Annotated in this window: 13 protein-coding genes; 4 read left to right on the forward strand and 9 right to left on the reverse strand. The window is 68.6% G+C overall.

The genetic code is table 11. From position 1 onward, the window contains the following. On the reverse strand, positions 1 to 946 hold a 946-nt coding region (pcaQ, locus tag HMPREF3115_RS24535; protein ID WP_070556456.1), incomplete at its 3' end, for a pca operon transcription factor PcaQ. Between the two features lie 287 nt (positions 947 to 1,233). Between pcaQ and pcaH the strand changes: the two genes are divergently transcribed. Beyond that, a complete protein-coding gene (gene pcaH / locus HMPREF3115_RS24540) occupies positions 1,234 to 1,941 on the forward strand; it encodes a protocatechuate 3,4-dioxygenase subunit beta (RefSeq protein WP_006399888.1) in 708 nt (235 codons plus the stop codon). 3 nt (positions 1,942 to 1,944) lie between these two features. Next, a complete protein-coding gene (gene pcaG, locus HMPREF3115_RS24545) occupies positions 1,945 to 2,538 on the forward strand; it encodes a protocatechuate 3,4-dioxygenase subunit alpha (protein ID WP_070556457.1) in 594 nt (197 codons plus the stop codon). A gap of 439 nt (positions 2,539 to 2,977) precedes the next feature. Here pcaG and HMPREF3115_RS24550 read toward each other — a convergent pair whose 3' ends face one another. The 8 genes from HMPREF3115_RS24550 to HMPREF3115_RS24585 all read right to left on the reverse strand — a co-directional run bounded on the left by HMPREF3115_RS24550 (position 2,978) and on the right by HMPREF3115_RS24585 (position 12,342). Continuing rightward, on the reverse strand, positions 2,978 to 3,805 hold the full coding sequence (locus tag HMPREF3115_RS24550) for a M55 family metallopeptidase (RefSeq protein ID WP_070556459.1): 828 nt from the start codon (positions 3,803 to 3,805) through the stop codon (positions 2,978 to 2,980). Continuing rightward, positions 3,802 to 4,875, reverse strand: a complete 1,074-nt coding sequence (locus HMPREF3115_RS24555) for a DmpA family aminopeptidase (protein WP_070556461.1) — start codon at positions 4,873 to 4,875, stop codon at positions 3,802 to 3,804. Before HMPREF3115_RS24555 ends, HMPREF3115_RS24550 begins: the two co-directional genes overlap by 4 nt. Beyond that, a complete protein-coding gene (gsiD, locus tag HMPREF3115_RS24560) occupies positions 4,875 to 5,768 on the reverse strand; it encodes a glutathione ABC transporter permease GsiD (RefSeq protein ID WP_006403760.1) in 894 nt (297 codons plus the stop codon). Before gsiD ends, HMPREF3115_RS24555 begins: the two co-directional genes overlap by 1 nt. Before the next feature lie 7 nt (positions 5,769 to 5,775). Next, on the reverse strand, positions 5,776 to 6,696 hold the full coding sequence (gsiC, locus tag HMPREF3115_RS24565; RefSeq protein WP_070556464.1) for a glutathione ABC transporter permease GsiC: 921 nt from the start codon (positions 6,694 to 6,696) through the stop codon (positions 5,776 to 5,778). A gap of 76 nt (positions 6,697 to 6,772) precedes the next feature. Further along, positions 6,773 to 8,335 carry a glutathione ABC transporter substrate-binding protein GsiB gene (gene gsiB, locus HMPREF3115_RS24570; RefSeq protein ID WP_006403763.1) on the reverse strand — a complete coding sequence of 521 codons (1,563 nt, stop codon included), beginning with the start codon at positions 8,333 to 8,335 and terminating at the stop codon, positions 6,773 to 6,775. Between the two features lie 107 nt (positions 8,336 to 8,442). Then, entirely contained in the window at positions 8,443 to 10,386 is a 1,944-nt protein-coding gene (locus tag HMPREF3115_RS24575; RefSeq protein ID WP_070556486.1) for a dipeptide ABC transporter ATP-binding protein, read from the reverse strand. A gap of 25 nt (positions 10,387 to 10,411) precedes the next feature. Beyond that, on the reverse strand, positions 10,412 to 11,401 hold the full coding sequence (locus HMPREF3115_RS24580) for an isoaspartyl peptidase/L-asparaginase family protein (RefSeq protein WP_053298644.1): 990 nt from the start codon (positions 11,399 to 11,401) through the stop codon (positions 10,412 to 10,414). Beyond that, the gene (locus HMPREF3115_RS24585; protein WP_006403766.1) at positions 11,398 to 12,342 is read right to left on the reverse strand and encodes a MurR/RpiR family transcriptional regulator; all 945 of its coding nucleotides are present in this window, start codon (positions 12,340 to 12,342) and stop codon (positions 11,398 to 11,400) included. The genes HMPREF3115_RS24580 and HMPREF3115_RS24585 overlap by 4 nt, the downstream gene beginning before the upstream one ends. Before the next feature lie 296 nt (positions 12,343 to 12,638). On the opposite strand from HMPREF3115_RS24585, the gene HMPREF3115_RS24590 reads away from it, so the two are divergent. Both HMPREF3115_RS24590 and HMPREF3115_RS24595 read left to right on the forward strand, forming a co-directional pair. Then, positions 12,639 to 14,660, forward strand: coding sequence for a BCCT family transporter (locus HMPREF3115_RS24590; RefSeq protein ID WP_070556488.1), 2,022 nt, complete (start codon positions 12,639 to 12,641; stop codon positions 14,658 to 14,660). A gap of 43 nt (positions 14,661 to 14,703) precedes the next feature. Further along, on the forward strand, positions 14,704 to 15,015 hold the full coding sequence (locus HMPREF3115_RS24595) for a hypothetical protein (protein WP_006403768.1): 312 nt from the start codon (positions 14,704 to 14,706) through the stop codon (positions 15,013 to 15,015). The last annotated feature ends 26 nt before the right edge of the window (positions 15,016 to 15,041 follow it).

Genomic DNA, 15,041 nt, shown 5'->3' on the forward strand with positions numbered 1-15,041 from the left:
CGCGGCGCGGCCGCGCGTCGCCGAAGCGCGCACGCGCAATATCGCGCACCGCATCGATCAGCGTGCGCGCGACGGGCGTCGGCTGCGCGTCGGTCCGCAGCACCAGTCCGACCGGCTCGTCGGTGCCGGCGGCCGGCAGCGGCAGACGCGCGAGCGCGCCGGCCGACAGATCGTACTCGGCCGCATACAGCGGCACGAACCACACCGCATCGTTCTCGAGCGCGAGCGCACGCGCAACCGACACCGACAGCACCTCGATGAACGCATCGAGCGGCGGCGCCCCGCACGCGCCGAGCAGCTGCTCGGCCGACTGGCGGATCAGCGTACCGTACGGCGGCAGCACGACCGGATAGCGCGCGAGCTCGGCGGCCGGCGCGGCGCTTGCGAGCAGCGGATGGCCGGCGCGCACGACCGCGACGAGCGGCTCGTTGTACAGCTGCTCGAACGCAAGCCCGACCATGCGCTCGGGCTCCGACAAGCGCCCGATCGCGCATTCGATCGCGCCGGCCTTCAGCCGTTCGAGCAGTTCCGTATTGGCCGCCGTCGCGATCCGCACGACCGCGCGCGGCCAGCGTGCGGCCAGCGCCTTCATCAGTGCGGGCGCGAGCGACGCGGCGACGGTCGGCAGCATGCCGATCTCGAGCGTCGCGGCAGCCGCGCCGCCCTCGCGCGCGAGCAAGCCGACGCCCTGCCGCAATGCGAGCACGCACGCGTTGGCATGCGGCATGAAGAGTTGCGCTTCGCGCGTCGGCTGCGCGCCGTGGCGGCCGCGCTCGAACAGCTTCACGCCGAGAATGCCCTCCAGCTCGGCGATCGTCTTCGATACGGCCGGCTGCGTGATCGACAGGCTTTCCGCGGCCTTCTGCACGCCGCCCAGCTGCGCGACCGCGAGAAAGCACTGCAGATGCCGGAACTTGACGCGGCCGTCCGCGATTCGATTATTCATAACAGATCGTTATGCGATGGGCGATAAAGTGCCATTTTGCATAACTTTTCGGCAAAACCGAAGCGAGCCGAGCTCCGGGGTCGGCAGCGCGGCGGAAAGAGCTCGCCGACGACGTGTCTCACGGCCCGCCCGACGCCCGCGGGCACGCGGCACGACGCGAATCGGCACGCTCGGCAAATGCATAACCGCCCGTTATGCGATCCGCGAAAAAAGGTCATTTTGCATAACTTTCCGGATTGGCTAAAGTCCTGCCATCCACTTGTCGAAACATCTTCAGGAGACGCCCGATGGATGCCCCCACGATCCTCACGCCGCGCGACTGGCCGTCGCATCCCGCGTATGTCCATCCCGAGTACCGCTCGTCGGTCAAACGCGGCCCGACGCGGCCGCTGATCCCGCTGAAGGAAAAGCTGCGCGACCAGTACGCGCCCGTCTACGGCGCCGAGGATCTCGGCCCGCTCGATCACGATCTGACGAAAAACGCCGTGAAGAACGGCGAGCCGCTCGGCGAGCGAATCGTCGTCACGGGCCGCGTGCTCGACGAAGGCGGCAAGCCGGTGCGCAACACGCTCGTCGAAGTGTGGCAGGCGAACGCGGCCGGCCGCTACGTGCACAAGGTCGATCAGCACGACGCGCCGCTCGATCCGAACTTCCTCGGCGCCGGCCGCTGCCTGACCGACGACGAAGGCCGCTACCGCTTCCTGACGATCAAGCCCGGCGCATACCCGTGGGGCAACCATCCGAACGCGTGGCGTCCGAATCACATCCACTTCTCGCTGTTCGGCGACTATTTCGGCTCGCGTCTCGTCACGCAGATGTACTTCCCCGGCGATCCGCTGCTCGCATACGACCCGATCTTCCAGGGCACGCCGGAAGCCGCGCGCGAGCGGCTGATCTCGCGCTTTTCGATGGACATTACCGAAGAAGGCTATGCGCTCGGCTACGAATTCGACATCGTGCTGCGCGGCCGCGACGCCACCCCGATGGAGCGCTGAACCATGACGACGCTGAAGCAAACCCCTTCGCAAACGGTCGGCCCGTACTTTGCCTACGGCCTGTGTCCGCAGCAGTACGACTACGATCTGAAGAGCCTGTTTACGCCGACGCTCGCCGCACCGCACGCCGAAGGCGAGCACGTGCTGCTGGTCGGCCAGGTGTTCGACGGCGACGGCAACGTCGTCAGCGACGCGATCCTCGAGTTCACGCAGGTGGACGGCGCGGGCCGCTATCCGGCATCGCGCGACGACATCGCGAAGTCCGGCTTCACGGGCTTCGCACGCGTCGGCACCGGCACCGATCCGCAGCATCGCTATGTCGTCGAGACGGTCAAGCCTAGCCGCATCGGCGCGGACGACGCACCGCACGTGAACGTGACCGTCATGATGCGCGGGATCCTCACGCACGCGTTCACACGCCTGTATTTCGACGACGAAGCGGCGGCGAACGCGAACGACCCGGTGCTGAACGCGGTGCCGGCCGAGCGCCGTGCGACGCTGGTCGCGAAGCGCGACGCACAGCCGGGCCGGCCGGTCGTCTATCGCTTCGACATCCGGATGCAGGGCCCGGACGAAACGGTGTTCTTCGACGTGTAACGCGCGCGCCGGCCGACGCCGGCTCGCGTGTCACGACGCCGCGTGTCGCGATGCCGAATCCGGCGTCGCGGCACGCGGCGTTATCGTTTGCGCGATGAATCGATGCTGCGTTGCGCAAGCGCCGCAGGCGGCGGCGGGAACGGCGCCCGGACGGGCCGCCGTGCGCGCGCGACGAAGCGTAGACGACGCGCATGCTGCGCGCGCACATGCATCGTCGCCACGACGGGTTTTGGCTTGCGTGATCCGCATCCTATTCTGTCTTATCGACCGCAACCCGACGTCATTGAATCGTATTAGGAAACAATGAACGAGTGACCCGCAGACCAGGCGGCCCGCCGCATGCCGCCGGGCGTCTGTGCCGACCGAGTGCCTTTGAGCGCGGCTGCAGAATCCGGCAGACGCGCGTTTTTTTGTCCGCTGCCGCCGCGGCGGCGCCGCCTCAGCGCAGCATGAACGACATCGCCGACAAGCTGTTCAGCGTGCGCACCACGTGCTCGACCGACGGCCCGTCGAAACGCAGCGTCACCGCATCGACGCGCTCGAGCGACGGCAGCACGCAGAACAGATCGGCGATCGCGGGCGTCTGTACACGCAGCGTGCAGTGCGCCGGCACCGGCCGATGCGCGCCGGCGCGCAATCCGCTCGCCACCGCGCGCGCGACCGTTTCACGCGCCGCGATCGCAATTCGCGCGCATGCGGCGGCCGGCGTCAGCGTGTCGCCGCTCGATGCACCGCCGGCCGTCTTCACGGTCTCGAAACGCGCATCGGGAAACAGCGGCTGCGTTTCTTCGGCGAACACGTCGTCGCCGGACGCGAGCACGACGTGCGCGCCGTATTCGCGCGCGAGCGCGCCATAGAGCCCCGCCTCGCCGAGCTCGACGCCGTTCAGCCAGACCTGCGTAAAGGCGAAGGTGTTGATCGTGTGCGCGAGCACGCCGCGCGTCTGCGACTTCGCGTGATAGCCGATCATGAACACGAGGTCCGGCTGCCGTTCTAGGCCCGCCATCATCCCGAGCCTGCGCGGCTTGCCGAGCACGACGCGCGCGCGTGCGTCGAGCGCGTCCGGCAGCAGGTTGCGAAAACCGCCATGCGAGTCGTTGACCCACACGGACTGCGCGCCGCCCGCGAACGCGCCTTCGATCGCCGCATTCGCTTCGGCGGTCATCCAGCGCCGCGCCCGTTCGTACTCGGGATTGCCGGCACGCGTCTGCTCGACGGCAAACACGCCGGCGACGCCTTCGATATCGGTCGAGATCAGGATCTTCATCGTTGAATGGTGGTCGGTCCTTCGTTGAGCAGGCGGTCGAGGTCGGGCACCGCGTCGCGCAGCGCGCGCCGCACGTGCCCGTCGCGGCCGACGACCGTGACAGCCTGCAGCAACGCGTCGGCGATCGCGTGCTCGACGCTGTCGGCCGCGGCCATGAACAGCGGGTCGAGTGCGGCATCGGCGACGAGCGCCGGCAGCGCGACGTAATCGGCATCGTGCGCGATCGTATAGGCGGTCGAGAACGCGAGCGCGATGTCGCCGCTGCCGTGCCCGTACACCGAGCCGGTGCGCGCGAGCCCGGCCGCCGCACGGCGCGCGAGCCGCGACAGTTGCCGTGCGTCGAGCGGCGCATCGGTCGCGACGAGCATGATGATCGAGCCCTGCTCCGGCGGCGCGACCGGCTCGCCCGCCGCCTGCCGCGCGACGACGATGCGTCCGACCGGCACGCCGCCGAGCGTCAGCATCGGCAGCCGGCCGAAATTCGCGAGCACGAGCGCGCCGACCGTATAGGGCCGCTCGGCCGCGATCGCGACGCGCGATGCGGAGCCGATGCCGCCCTTCAGATCGAAGCACGACATCCCGCGCCCCGCGCCGACCGCGCCGCGCGCGACCTCGCGCGACGCGGCCGCGCAGGCGGCGTCGTAATGCGCGGGCGCGATCGCGAACGCGTGAAGGTCGTTCAGATAACCGTCGTTGCACTCGAACACGAGCGGGTTCACGGTCGGCCAGTCGCGGCCGACCTGCGGATTCGCGGCGACGGCCGCACGGATCTGCGCCTGCGCGACCGTGCCGACGCCGAACGTGTTCGTCAGCGCGATCGGCGTGTCGAGCGTGCCGAGCTCGTCGACCTGCACGAGCCCGACGCTCTTGCCGAAGCCGTTGATCACGGCCGCGCCGGCCGGCACCTTGCTGCGGTACAGATCGCCCGCGTGCGGCTTGACGACCGTGACGCCCGTCTGCACCGCGCCGTCGTCGAGCGTGCAATGGCCGACCGTCACGCCCGGCACGTCTGCGATCGAGTCGCGCGGGCCGGCGGGCAACGCGCCGTTCCACCTCGGCACGGTGCGCATCAGCGACGCTCCAGTTTCGGGTCGAGCGCGTCGCGCAGGCCGTCGCCGAGCAGATTGAACGCGAGCACGGTCAGGAAGATCGCGAGGCTCGGAAAAATCGCGACGTGCGGCGCGGCGACCATGTCCGCACGCGCTTCGTTCAGCATCGCGCCCCACTCGGGCGTCGGCGGCTGCGCGCCGAGCCCGAGGAACGACAGGCTCGCGGCCGTGATGATCGAGGTGCCGATGCGCATCGTGAAGTAGACGACCACCGACGACACGGTGCCCGGCAGGATGTGCCGCATGATGATCGTCCAGTCGGACGCGCCGATGCTGCGCGCGGCCTCGACGTAGGTCATGTGCTTGAGCATCAGCGTGTTGCCGCGCACGAGCCGCGCGAACGCCGGGATGCTGAAGATCGCGACCGCGCAGATCACGTTGATCATCCCGTTGCCGAGAATCGCGACGACGCCGATCGCGAGCAGGATGCCGGGAAACGCGAACAGCACGTCGGCGATGCGCATCGTGATGCGGTCCCACCAGCCTTCGTAGTAGCCGGCGAGCAGCCCGAACAGCGTGCCGATCAGCGCGCCGAGCGCGACCGAGAAGAAGCCGGCCGCGAGCGAGATCCGCGTGCCCGCGACGATCCGGCTGAAGATGTCGCGGCCGAGCGAATCGACGCCGAACCAGTGCACGGCCGACGGGCCCGCGTTCAGCGCGTCGTAGTCGAAGTAGTTCTCCGGATCGAACGGCACGACGTGCGGGCCGACGAACGCGAGCACGACGAGCATCAGCACGAATCCGCCGGCGACGAGCGCGACCGTCTGCTTGCGGAACTTGCGCCAGAATTCGCGCCACGGCGTGCGCACCGCGGTCTCGGCGGGCGCGGCCGGGCTCGGAACGGTTGCGTTCATGCGCACCTCACTTGAACCGGATGGTCGGATTGATGACCGCGTAGAGCACGTCGACGGTCAGGTTGATCAGGATGAATTCGAGCGAGAACAGCAGCACGATCGCCTGGATCACGGGGTAATCGCGCATCGTCACCGAATCGACGAGCAGCCGGCCGAGCCCCGGCCAGTTGAACACCGCCTCGACGACGATCGATCCGCCGAGCAGGAAGCCGAACTGCAGCCCCATCATCGTGACGACCGGAATCATCGCGTTGCGCAGGCAGTGCTTGAGCACGACCTTCGGCTCGTGCACGCCCTTCGCGCGCGCGGTGCGCACGAAGTCCTCGTTCATCACCTCGACGAACGACGCGCGCGTGAAACGCGCCATCACGGCCGCGACCGCCGCGCCGAGCGTAAGCGACGGCAGCACGTAGCTCTTCCACGTGCCGTCCGGCACGACCGGCAGCCAGCCGAGCTTCACCGAGAAGATTTCCATCAGCAGCATGCCGAGCGCGAACGCCGGAAACGAGATGCCGGACACCGCGAGCGTCATCCCGAGCCGGTCCGGCCAGCGGTTGCGCCATACGGCCGACGCGATGCCGATCGCCATCCCGAACAGCGTCGCCCACGCCATGCTGACGATCGTCAGCATCAGCGTCGGCATGAAACGCTCGCCGATTTCCGTCGATACCGGCCGCTTGCTGCGCGTCGATACGCCGAAATCGCCGTGCGCGATCTTCACGAAGAAATTCGCGAACTGCGTCGGCAGCGGCCGATCGAGGCCGAGATCGGCGCGCACGAGCGCGACCGTCGCGTCGTCGGCTTCGGGGCCGGCCGCGAGCCGCGCCGGGTCGCCCGGCAGCAGATGCACGAACAGGAACACGAGCACCGCGACGATCGCGAGCGTGGGCAGCAGGCCGAACAGCCGTTTGATGATGAAAGTCAGCATGGGGACACCGAACAGGGGCCGCTTGCCGGCGCGATCGACACACTGCGCCGGCAAGCCGCGATGCGCGCGAGCGCGCTCAGTTCATCGAGACCTCGTCGATATTGAACGACCCGTCCGGCATCACGTAGATGCCGTGCAGCCGCTTGCTGCGCGCATAGACGATGTTCTCCTGCACGAGGAAGATCCACGGCGCGTCGGCCCAGATCCGCTTCTGCGCATCGCCGTAGAGCTCGGCCTTTTTCGCGCGATCGACGGTCTGCAGCGCCTTCGAAAGGTCGTCGTCGAGGGCCGGGTTCCGGTAGTACGCCGTATTGAACAGCTTCGGCGGCATCGATGCCGAAGCCAGCAGCGGCGTGAGCGCCCAGTTCGCTTCGCCGGTCGACGCGGACCAGCCGATATAGAACATCCGCACCGGCGCGGTGGCAGGATCCGGCGCGCTCTCGACCTTCGATACGCGCTCGCCCGATTCGAGCGCCTGCACCTGCGCCTTCACGCCGACCTGCGCGAGCTGCTGCTGCAGGAACTGGATCACCTTCTGCGACGTCGTGTTGTTGTAGCCGGACCAGAGCACCGTCTCGAAGCCGTTCGGATAGCCGGCCTCCTTCAGCAGCGCGCGCGCCTTCGCCGGATCGTACGGCCACGGGCCCGTCTTCGTCGAGAATTCGACGCCGGGCGGCACGACGCCTGTCGACGGCGTCGCGAAGCCCGAGAACGCGACCTTCACGAGCGCCTCCTTGTTGATCGCGTAGTTCAGCGCCTGGCGCACCTTCAGGTTGTCGAACGGCTTTTGCTGCATGTTCAGCGACACGTAGCGCGCGACGATCGACGGCCGCTCGACGATGTCGAGCTTCGGATTGCTCTTCAGGTCGGGCACCTGCTCGTACGGAATGCGGAACGCCATGTCGGCCTGTCCGGCCTTCATCAGCGCGGCGCGCGTGTTGTTGTCGATCACGGGTTTCCAGTCGAGCGCGTCGATCTTCGGATAGCCCTTCTTCCAGTAGCCGGCGAATTTCTTCACCTTCAGGTCGTCCGTCTGCTTCCATTCGACGAACTCGAACGGCCCGGTGCCGACCGGATGCAGCGCGACGTCGCGCCCCCACTTCTTCAGCGCGGCCGGCGAAATCATCACCGCCGACGGATGCGCGAGCGTGTTGATGATCGCGGAGAACGGCTCGCGCAGCGTAAGCTTCACCGTGTACGGATCGACGACTTCGGTCTTCTCGATCACGCGGAACAGGTTGTAGCGCTTCAGCTTGTTCGCCGGATCGGTCACGCGGTCGAAGTTCGCCTTCACGGCGTCCGCGTTGAAGTCGCTGCCGTCATGGAACTTCACGCCCTTGCGCAGATGGATCGTGTAGACCTTCGCGTCCGGCGACGCGTCGTAGCCGGTCGCGAGCACGTTGACGACCTTCATGTCCTTGTCGAAGCCGAACAAGCCCTCGTAGAACGACTTCGCGGCCGCCTGCGATACCGTATCGTTCGCGTCGTACGGATCCATCGTCGTAAACGTCTGGTCGACTGCGATCACCGCGGTCTGCTGCGCGAACGCGGGCAGCGCGGCCGTCAGCGCGAACACGCTCGCGCCGGCGGCGAGCAGCGCGCGCGGACGGAACATCGGCAACGAAAGCGACTTGTTCATAAGGGCTGGCTCCTTGTGCATGGTTCTGTGACGCGTGACGGAAGACGCGGAATCGACTGCCCCGCGCCGGACAAACACACTGCCTCGCAGACGCGCGCGACGCGGCGTCAGTACGCGCCGCCGACGCGATGCGTCGCGACGTAATGATCGGGCCCGACGGCGACGAGCGGCGCGACGACCGGCTCGTCGCCGACCGCGCGGATCGGGCTCGGAATCTCGTCCGCGGCGAGCTGGCGCGGCGCGTGCCGGCGCGCCGGATCGGCGATCGGCACCGCACTCATCAGCTTCTTCGTATACGGATGCTGCGGCGCTTCGAACACCGCGCGGCGCGGGCCGATCTCGACGATCTGGCCGAGATACATCACCGCGACGCGATGGCTGATGCGCTCGACGACGGCCATGTCGTGCGAGATGAACAGATACGCGACGCCGAGCTCGCGCTGCAGGTCGAGCATCAGATTGACGATCTGCGCCTGCACCGACACGTCGAGCGCCGACACCGACTCGTCCGCGATCACGACCTTCGGATTCAGCGCGAGCGCCCGCGCGATCGCGATCCGCTGGCGCTGGCCGCCCGAGAATTCGTGCGGATAGCGGCGTGCGGCGTCGCGCGGCAGCCCGACCTTGTCGAGCAGCCAGTCGACGCGCGCCTGCGCGTCGCGGCCGCTCGCGACGCCGTGCACGAGCAGCGGCTCCATGATCGAGAAGCCGACGGTCAGGCGCGGATTCAGCGAGGCGAACGGGTCCTGGAAGATGAACTGGATGTTGCGCCGCAGTGCCTGCAGGTCGTGCCCGGTCAACGCGCTGATGTCGCGGCCGTCGAACTCGATCGCGCCGCTCTGCGATTCGACGAGACGCAGCAGCGAACGGCCGGTCGTCGACTTGCCGCATCCCGATTCGCCGACGAGCGCGAGCGTTTCGCCCGCGCGCAGCTCGAAACTCACGCGCTCGACCGCGTGCACGTATTGCGACACGCGACCGAACAGCCCGCTCTTCACGGGAAAGCGCGTGACGAGATCGCGCACGCGCAGGATCGGCGGCGCCGCGGGATCGACGCGCGGCTGCGTGTCGGCAGGCGCGCCGGCGCGCGCGTCGCGTGGCTCGTCCGCATCGTCGTTCGCCGCGGGCGCCGCCGTCGCGGATGCGGCAGCGGGCGCGGTCGCCTCCGCGTTCAGCAGCGGAAATTTCTCCGGCACGTCGGTGCCGTGCATCGACCCGAGCCGCGGCACGGCCGCGAGCAGCGCGCGCGTGTAGCGATGCGCGGGCGTCGCGAAGATGCGCTCGGACGCGCCCTCCTCGACCTTTTCGCCGCGATACATCACGAGCACGCGGTCGGCCACTTCGGCCACCACGCCCATGTCGTGCGTGATGAAGATCACGCCCATGTTCATCTCGTCCTGCAGCCCGCGAATCAATTGCAGGATCTGCGCCTGGATCGTCACGTCGAGCGCGGTCGTCGGCTCGTCGGCGATCAGCAGCGCCGGCCGGCACGACAGCGCCATCGCGATCATCACGCGCTGCCGCATCCCGCCCGAAAGCTGATGCGGGTAGCGCGCGAACACGCGGCGCGCTTCCGGAATGCGCACGAGGTCGAGCAGACGCAACGCTTCCGCGCGCGCCTGCGCAGGCGACTTCGCCTGATGCAGCGCGATCGCCTCGCTGATCTGGTCGCCGACCGTGAAGACCGGGTTCAGCGACGTCATCGGCTCCTGGAAGATCATCGCGACGTCCGCGCCGCGAATGCCGCGCATCGTCGCGGCGCTCGCCTGCACAAGATCGACGACTGCGCCGCCGCGGCGGCGCAGCGCGATCCGCCCGCTCGTGATCTCGCCGCCGCCATGCTCGACGAGCCGCATCAGCGCAAGCGACGTGACCGACTTGCCGGAACCCGATTCGCCGACGATCGCGAGCGTCTCGCCGCGATCGACGTGAAACGACACGTGGCGCACCGCGTCGAAGGTCGCGCGTTCGCGGCGGAACATCACCGACAGATCGTCGACGGCGACGACGCGCTGCTCGGGCAGCATCAGACCGGACGGACTCGGTTTCATGCGGGTCTCCTCGAACACGGCGGCATCAGCTCGCATCGTCGTCGCGATAGATGCCGACGACCGGCGCGGCGCCGACGCGCGCATGGCCGCGATACATCCCTTCGGTGTTGAACGGCATCGCGACGTTGCCGAACGCATCGACCGCGATGATGCCGCCGCGGCCCGCGAGCCGCGGCAGCTGGTTCATCACGACGTCGTGGGCGGCCTGCGCGAGCGTCGCGCCGCGATAGGCGATCTGCGCCGCCACGTCGTGCGCGGCCGCGAGCCGCATGAACATCTCGCCGGTGCCCGTGGCGGACACCGCGCAGGTCGCGTCGTCCGCATAGCAGCCCGCGCCGATGATCGGCGAGTCGCCGACGCGTCCCGGCTGCTTGTTCGTGATGCCGCCGGTCGAGGTCGCCGCGGCGACGTGCCCCTGCAGATCGCGCGCGACCGCGCCGACCGTGCCGTGCTTGCGGTCCGGATCCAGCGGCTCCGCGCGGCGCGGCGCGCCGAACGCAAACGTCGCCGCATCGTGGTCGAGCATCATGCCGGCCGCCGCGCGTGCGTTGAGCCACTGCGCATGACGCGCGTCGGTATCGAAGTAGCCCGGCTCGACGAGTTCGAGCCCTTGCGCGGCCGCGAACGCATCGGCGCCCGCGCCGGCAAACAGCACGTGCTCGCTCGCCTCCATGACGCGCCGCGCGGCGAGCACCGGGTTGCGCACGCGCGTCGCGCAGCAGATCGCACCGGCCGCTCGCGTCGCGCCGTCCATGATCGCCGCATCGAGTTCGTGCTTGCCTTCCGCCGTATAGACCGCACCGCGGCCCGCATTGAACAGCGGACAGTCTTCGAGCATGCGCACGGCGACCGTCACCGCGTCGAGCGCACTGCCGCCCTCGGCCAGCACTGCCTGCGCGGCCTGCAGGATCGCAGTCAGCTCCGCGCGGTACTGCCGTTCGGTGTCGGTGTCCATTGCATCGCGCAGGATCGTGCCTGCGCCGCCGTGAATCGCGACGATCGCGGGTGAAGTCATGATGGGTCCGGGCGGGGAAAGGAAAGGTTCGGAGCGGGAACGGCCGCTTGCGGCTGCACGAGCCATGGCAGCACGAATTCGGTCATCTCGGCCGCGGATTTCGCGGAACGGTGCGTGCGCAGCGCGACCGCGTCGATCAGCGCTTCGATCGTCGCCAGCACGGCCGCCTCGGACGTCGCCGCGAAGCGCCGCTCGGCCTTCACGTACAGACTCAGCGAGGCGATCGGCGCGAGCGGCGATTCACGGCCGTCGGTGATCGCGAGCACGCGTGCGCCGCGCGCAGCCGCCCGCGTGGCGAGCTCGACCGTGTCCTTCACGTAGCGCGGAAACGCGAGCGCGATCACGAGGTCGCGCGCATCGGCCGTGTAGAGGCGCCGCGCCGCATGCGACGGGCCGCCGAGCAGCGCGAGCGACTGCACGTTGTCGTGACACACCGAGAGCCCGTGCTCCATCAGCCCCGCGAGAAACGCGCTCGACCCGGCGCCGAGAATCAGCACGCGCCGCGCGCCGACGATCGCCTCGACGGCGGCTTCGACGTCGGCGGCGTTCAGCTGCGCGCGCGTGTTCTCGATATTCGCGACCGCCTGATCGAACACCGTGTCGATCCAGGCGCTGCCGCGCACGCCGGGCTCCTGCTCCTGCGCGGAGCGCAGCCGTTCGACCGGCGCGAGCGTCGCCTCGAAACCGCGCACGAGCGCCGCGCGCATCGCCGGATAGCCGTCGAAGCCGAGCGCCTTCGCGAAGCGGTTCGCGGTCGCGATCGACGCGTTCACCGCGAGCGCGAGCTCGTCGATCCGCATCGTCGCCGCGCGAAACGGATTCGCGAGCACAAACTCGCCCATGCGCCGGTGGATCGGCGTCATCGACGGCATCGCGGCCGCAATGCGCTCGGCGATCGCGGGTTCGTCGGCACCGACATCGGGAGGAACGGAAAGCGTCATGAGCTGCAGGCCGCAACGAAGATGTAAATCAATTTACACAATCCGCAAGGCGAAAAAAATAAACTTTCATCAGGGTTGTCACGCGGGTGCGCGCCCTTCGCACGCGGCGCGCGCGTCATTCGGGTTTTCCCTTATTCGTCGAATACCTTACAATTCGTCAGCTCGATTTTGCTGCACGACCCTTTCTGCAGTCCCGACACCGGGGTACATTCGATGCACGCCGCATCAGGGTCCGGCGCGCGATGCGCGGCCGGGGCGGCGTCGCGCTTCGTTGCACCCGCTACTGGATGCCCGCCATGCCCGATTCCCGTTCCTCGCCGCGTACCACGTTCAAGCCGCAGGTCGTACTGCCGTCGCTCGCGCTGATCGGCGCGCTGCTCGTCGTCTGTGCGTTGCTGCCCGACGAGGCCGGCGCGCTGTTCAGCGCCGGCCAGCAATGGGTCGTCGCGCGCTTCGACTGGTTCTATGTGCTGGCCGTCACGGCGTTTCTCGTGTTCCTCGTGCTGATCGCGGCCAGCGATTTCGGCAACATCCGGCTCGGCCCCGACGATGCGGAGCCCGAATTCAGCTTCGTGTCCTGGACGGCGATGCTGTTCGCGGCCGGCATGGGTATCGGCCTGATGTACTTCGGCGTCGGCGAGCCGATGCAGCACTTCCTGAAGCCGCCGACCGTCGAGCCCGCTTCGCCCGGCGCCGCGCGCGAAGCGATGCTGATGACGTTCTTTCACTGGGGCTTTCATGCGTGGGCGATCTACGGGCTGATGGGCCTCGTGCTCGCGTACTTCGGCTTTCGCTACAACCTGCCGCTCACGCTGCGCTCGGGGCTGTATCCGGTGCTGCGCGAGCGCGTGAACGGCTGGATCGGCCACGCGGTCGACGCGTTCGCGCTGGTCGGCACGGTCGCCGGCATTGCGACGACGCTCGGCTACGGCGTGATGCAGATCAGCGCCGGGCTGCATACGGTCGCAGGCTGGGATACGGGCGGCAACGCGTTTCGCGTCGGACTCGTCGCGCTGGTCGTGATCCTCGCGGGCCTGTCGGCGGCGAGCGGCCTCGACAAGGGCGTGCGGCGCCTGTCCGAGCTGAATCTGCTGCTGGCATTCCTGCTGCTCGCGTTCGTCGCGATCGTCGGGCCGACCACGTTCCTGTTGCGCGCGCTCAGCGACAACATCGGCCAGTATCTGTCGAGCCTCGTCGACCTGTCGTTCCGGACGTATGCGTATGCGCCGCCGCGCGACGAAGGCTGGTTCGGCGGCTGGACGATTCTCTACTGGGCGTGGTGGGTGTCGTGGTCGCCGTTCGTCGGGATGTTCATCGCGCGCATTTCGCGCGGCCGCACGATCCGTCAGTTCGTGATCGGCGTGCTGCTCGTGCCGACCGCGTTCAACCTCGTATGGATGACCGTGTTCGGCAACAGCGCGATCTGGCTCGACACGCACGGCGCGGCCGGTGCGCTCGCGCAGACGGCCACCAACGTCGACGCCCTGCTGTTCCGCTTCTTCGATTTCCTGCCGCTATCGCAGTTGCTTTCGATCGTGGCGATCCTGCTGATCGCGGTGTTCTTCGTCACGTCGGCCGATTCCGGCGCGTTCGTGATCGATCAGATCGCGACGCGCGGCGCGGCCCGTTCGCCGGTCTGGCAACGGCTGTTCTGGGCCGCGCTGCTCGGCGTGACGGCAGCCGTGCTGCTCGTCGCCGGCGGCCTCGGCGCGCTGCAGGCGATGACGCTGATGGCCGCGTTGCCGGTGGCCATCATCATGCTCGCGTTGTGCTACGGCCTCTGGCGCGGGCTCGCCGCCGATCGCGCGCACTACTCGCAGGACGTCGCGCCCGCGACGAGCTTCTGGACCGGCCAGCACTGGCGCCATCGTCTGACGCACATCCTGCGCCAGACGACCGAGGCCGATGCGCGCCAGTTCGTCGCCGACACCGTGATGCCCGCGCTGCGCAAGGTCGCCGACGAATTGCGCGCGGGCGGCGTCGAGGCGCACGTGCAGCGCGACAGCGACGATGCGGTGCGGCTCACGGTGCCGACCGCCGAGCAGCGCGATTTTGTCTACGGCGTGCGCGTGACCGCGAAAACCGCGCCCGCATTCCTGATGCGCGAAGCGGCGGAGCCGCAGTCGGCGCGCCCGCACGTGTACGGCATCATCACGTTCTTCGAGGACGGGCGGCTCGGTTACGACATCGAATACCTGCGCGGCGACGAAGTGATCGCCGACGTGCTGCGCCAGTACGAGCGCTACGTGTCGCTCGCCGCCGACAAGCGCACGCATCTGCTGAGCCGCGCGCCGGGACACGCGACGGAGTCGGAATGAACGCGTGCCCCATCCCGCCCGCGACGCATGCAGGATCCGAGCGATGAGCGGCATCCTGCACGATCGCACTGCCGACTTCGTCGCGCTCGGCACGCTCGTCCTGCTCTATGTCGGCGCATTGGGCATCGCGCTGTGGCGCATCCGCGCCGCTGCGGCGCGCGGCAAGCTCTACTGGATCGTCTGCGTGGCGCTGCTGGCCGGCGGCGCGGTCGCGATCGCCGGCAACCTCGCGCCCGTGCCGAACAGCGGCGAGATGCCGCCGGGCTTCGCGCTCGGCGTCGAGGCGAGCCTGCTCGGACTCGCGCTCGTCGCGATGGGCTGCGCGTGGCTGATGCTGCGCGCTCGGCGTCGCTGACCTGCATGCGCCGTCGTCCGGCGCGG

Origin of the sequence: Burkholderia sp. HMSC10F09, from assembly GCF_001806955.1 — a bacterium.
Taxonomy (GTDB): domain Bacteria; phylum Pseudomonadota; class Gammaproteobacteria; order Burkholderiales; family Burkholderiaceae; genus Burkholderia; species Burkholderia multivorans.

Bases quoted from the DNA above. Each gene is read 5' to 3' on its own strand.
- pcaH (WP_006399888.1), top strand. From the start codon at position 1,234: ATGGATGCCCCCACGATCCTCACGCCGCGCGACTGGCCGTCGCATCCC.
- pcaG (WP_070556457.1), top strand. From the start codon at position 1,945: ATGACGACGCTGAAGCAAACCCCTTCGCAAACGGTCGGCCCGTACTTT.
- gsiB (WP_006403763.1), bottom strand. From the start codon at position 8,335: ATGAACAAGTCGCTTTCGTTGCCGATGTTCCGTCCGCGCGCGCTGCTC.
- HMPREF3115_RS24555 (WP_070556461.1), bottom strand. From the start codon at position 4,875: ATGCGCACCGTGCCGAGGTGGAACGGCGCGTTGCCCGCCGGCCCGCGC.
- HMPREF3115_RS24575 (WP_070556486.1), bottom strand. From the start codon at position 10,386: ATGAAACCGAGTCCGTCCGGTCTGATGCTGCCCGAGCAGCGCGTCGTC.
- HMPREF3115_RS24580 (WP_053298644.1), bottom strand. From the start codon at position 11,401: ATGACTTCACCCGCGATCGTCGCGATTCACGGCGGCGCAGGCACGATC.
- HMPREF3115_RS24595 (WP_006403768.1), top strand. From the start codon at position 14,704: ATGAGCGGCATCCTGCACGATCGCACTGCCGACTTCGTCGCGCTCGGC.
- HMPREF3115_RS24550 (WP_070556459.1), bottom strand. From the start codon at position 3,805: ATGAAGATCCTGATCTCGACCGATATCGAAGGCGTCGCCGGCGTGTTT.
- gsiC (WP_070556464.1), bottom strand. From the start codon at position 6,696: ATGCTGACTTTCATCATCAAACGGCTGTTCGGCCTGCTGCCCACGCTC.
- HMPREF3115_RS24585 (WP_006403766.1), bottom strand. From the start codon at position 12,342: ATGACGCTTTCCGTTCCTCCCGATGTCGGTGCCGACGAACCCGCGATC.
- HMPREF3115_RS24590 (WP_070556488.1), top strand. From the start codon at position 12,639: ATGCCCGATTCCCGTTCCTCGCCGCGTACCACGTTCAAGCCGCAGGTC.
- gsiD (WP_006403760.1), bottom strand. From the start codon at position 5,768: ATGAACGCAACCGTTCCGAGCCCGGCCGCGCCCGCCGAGACCGCGGTG.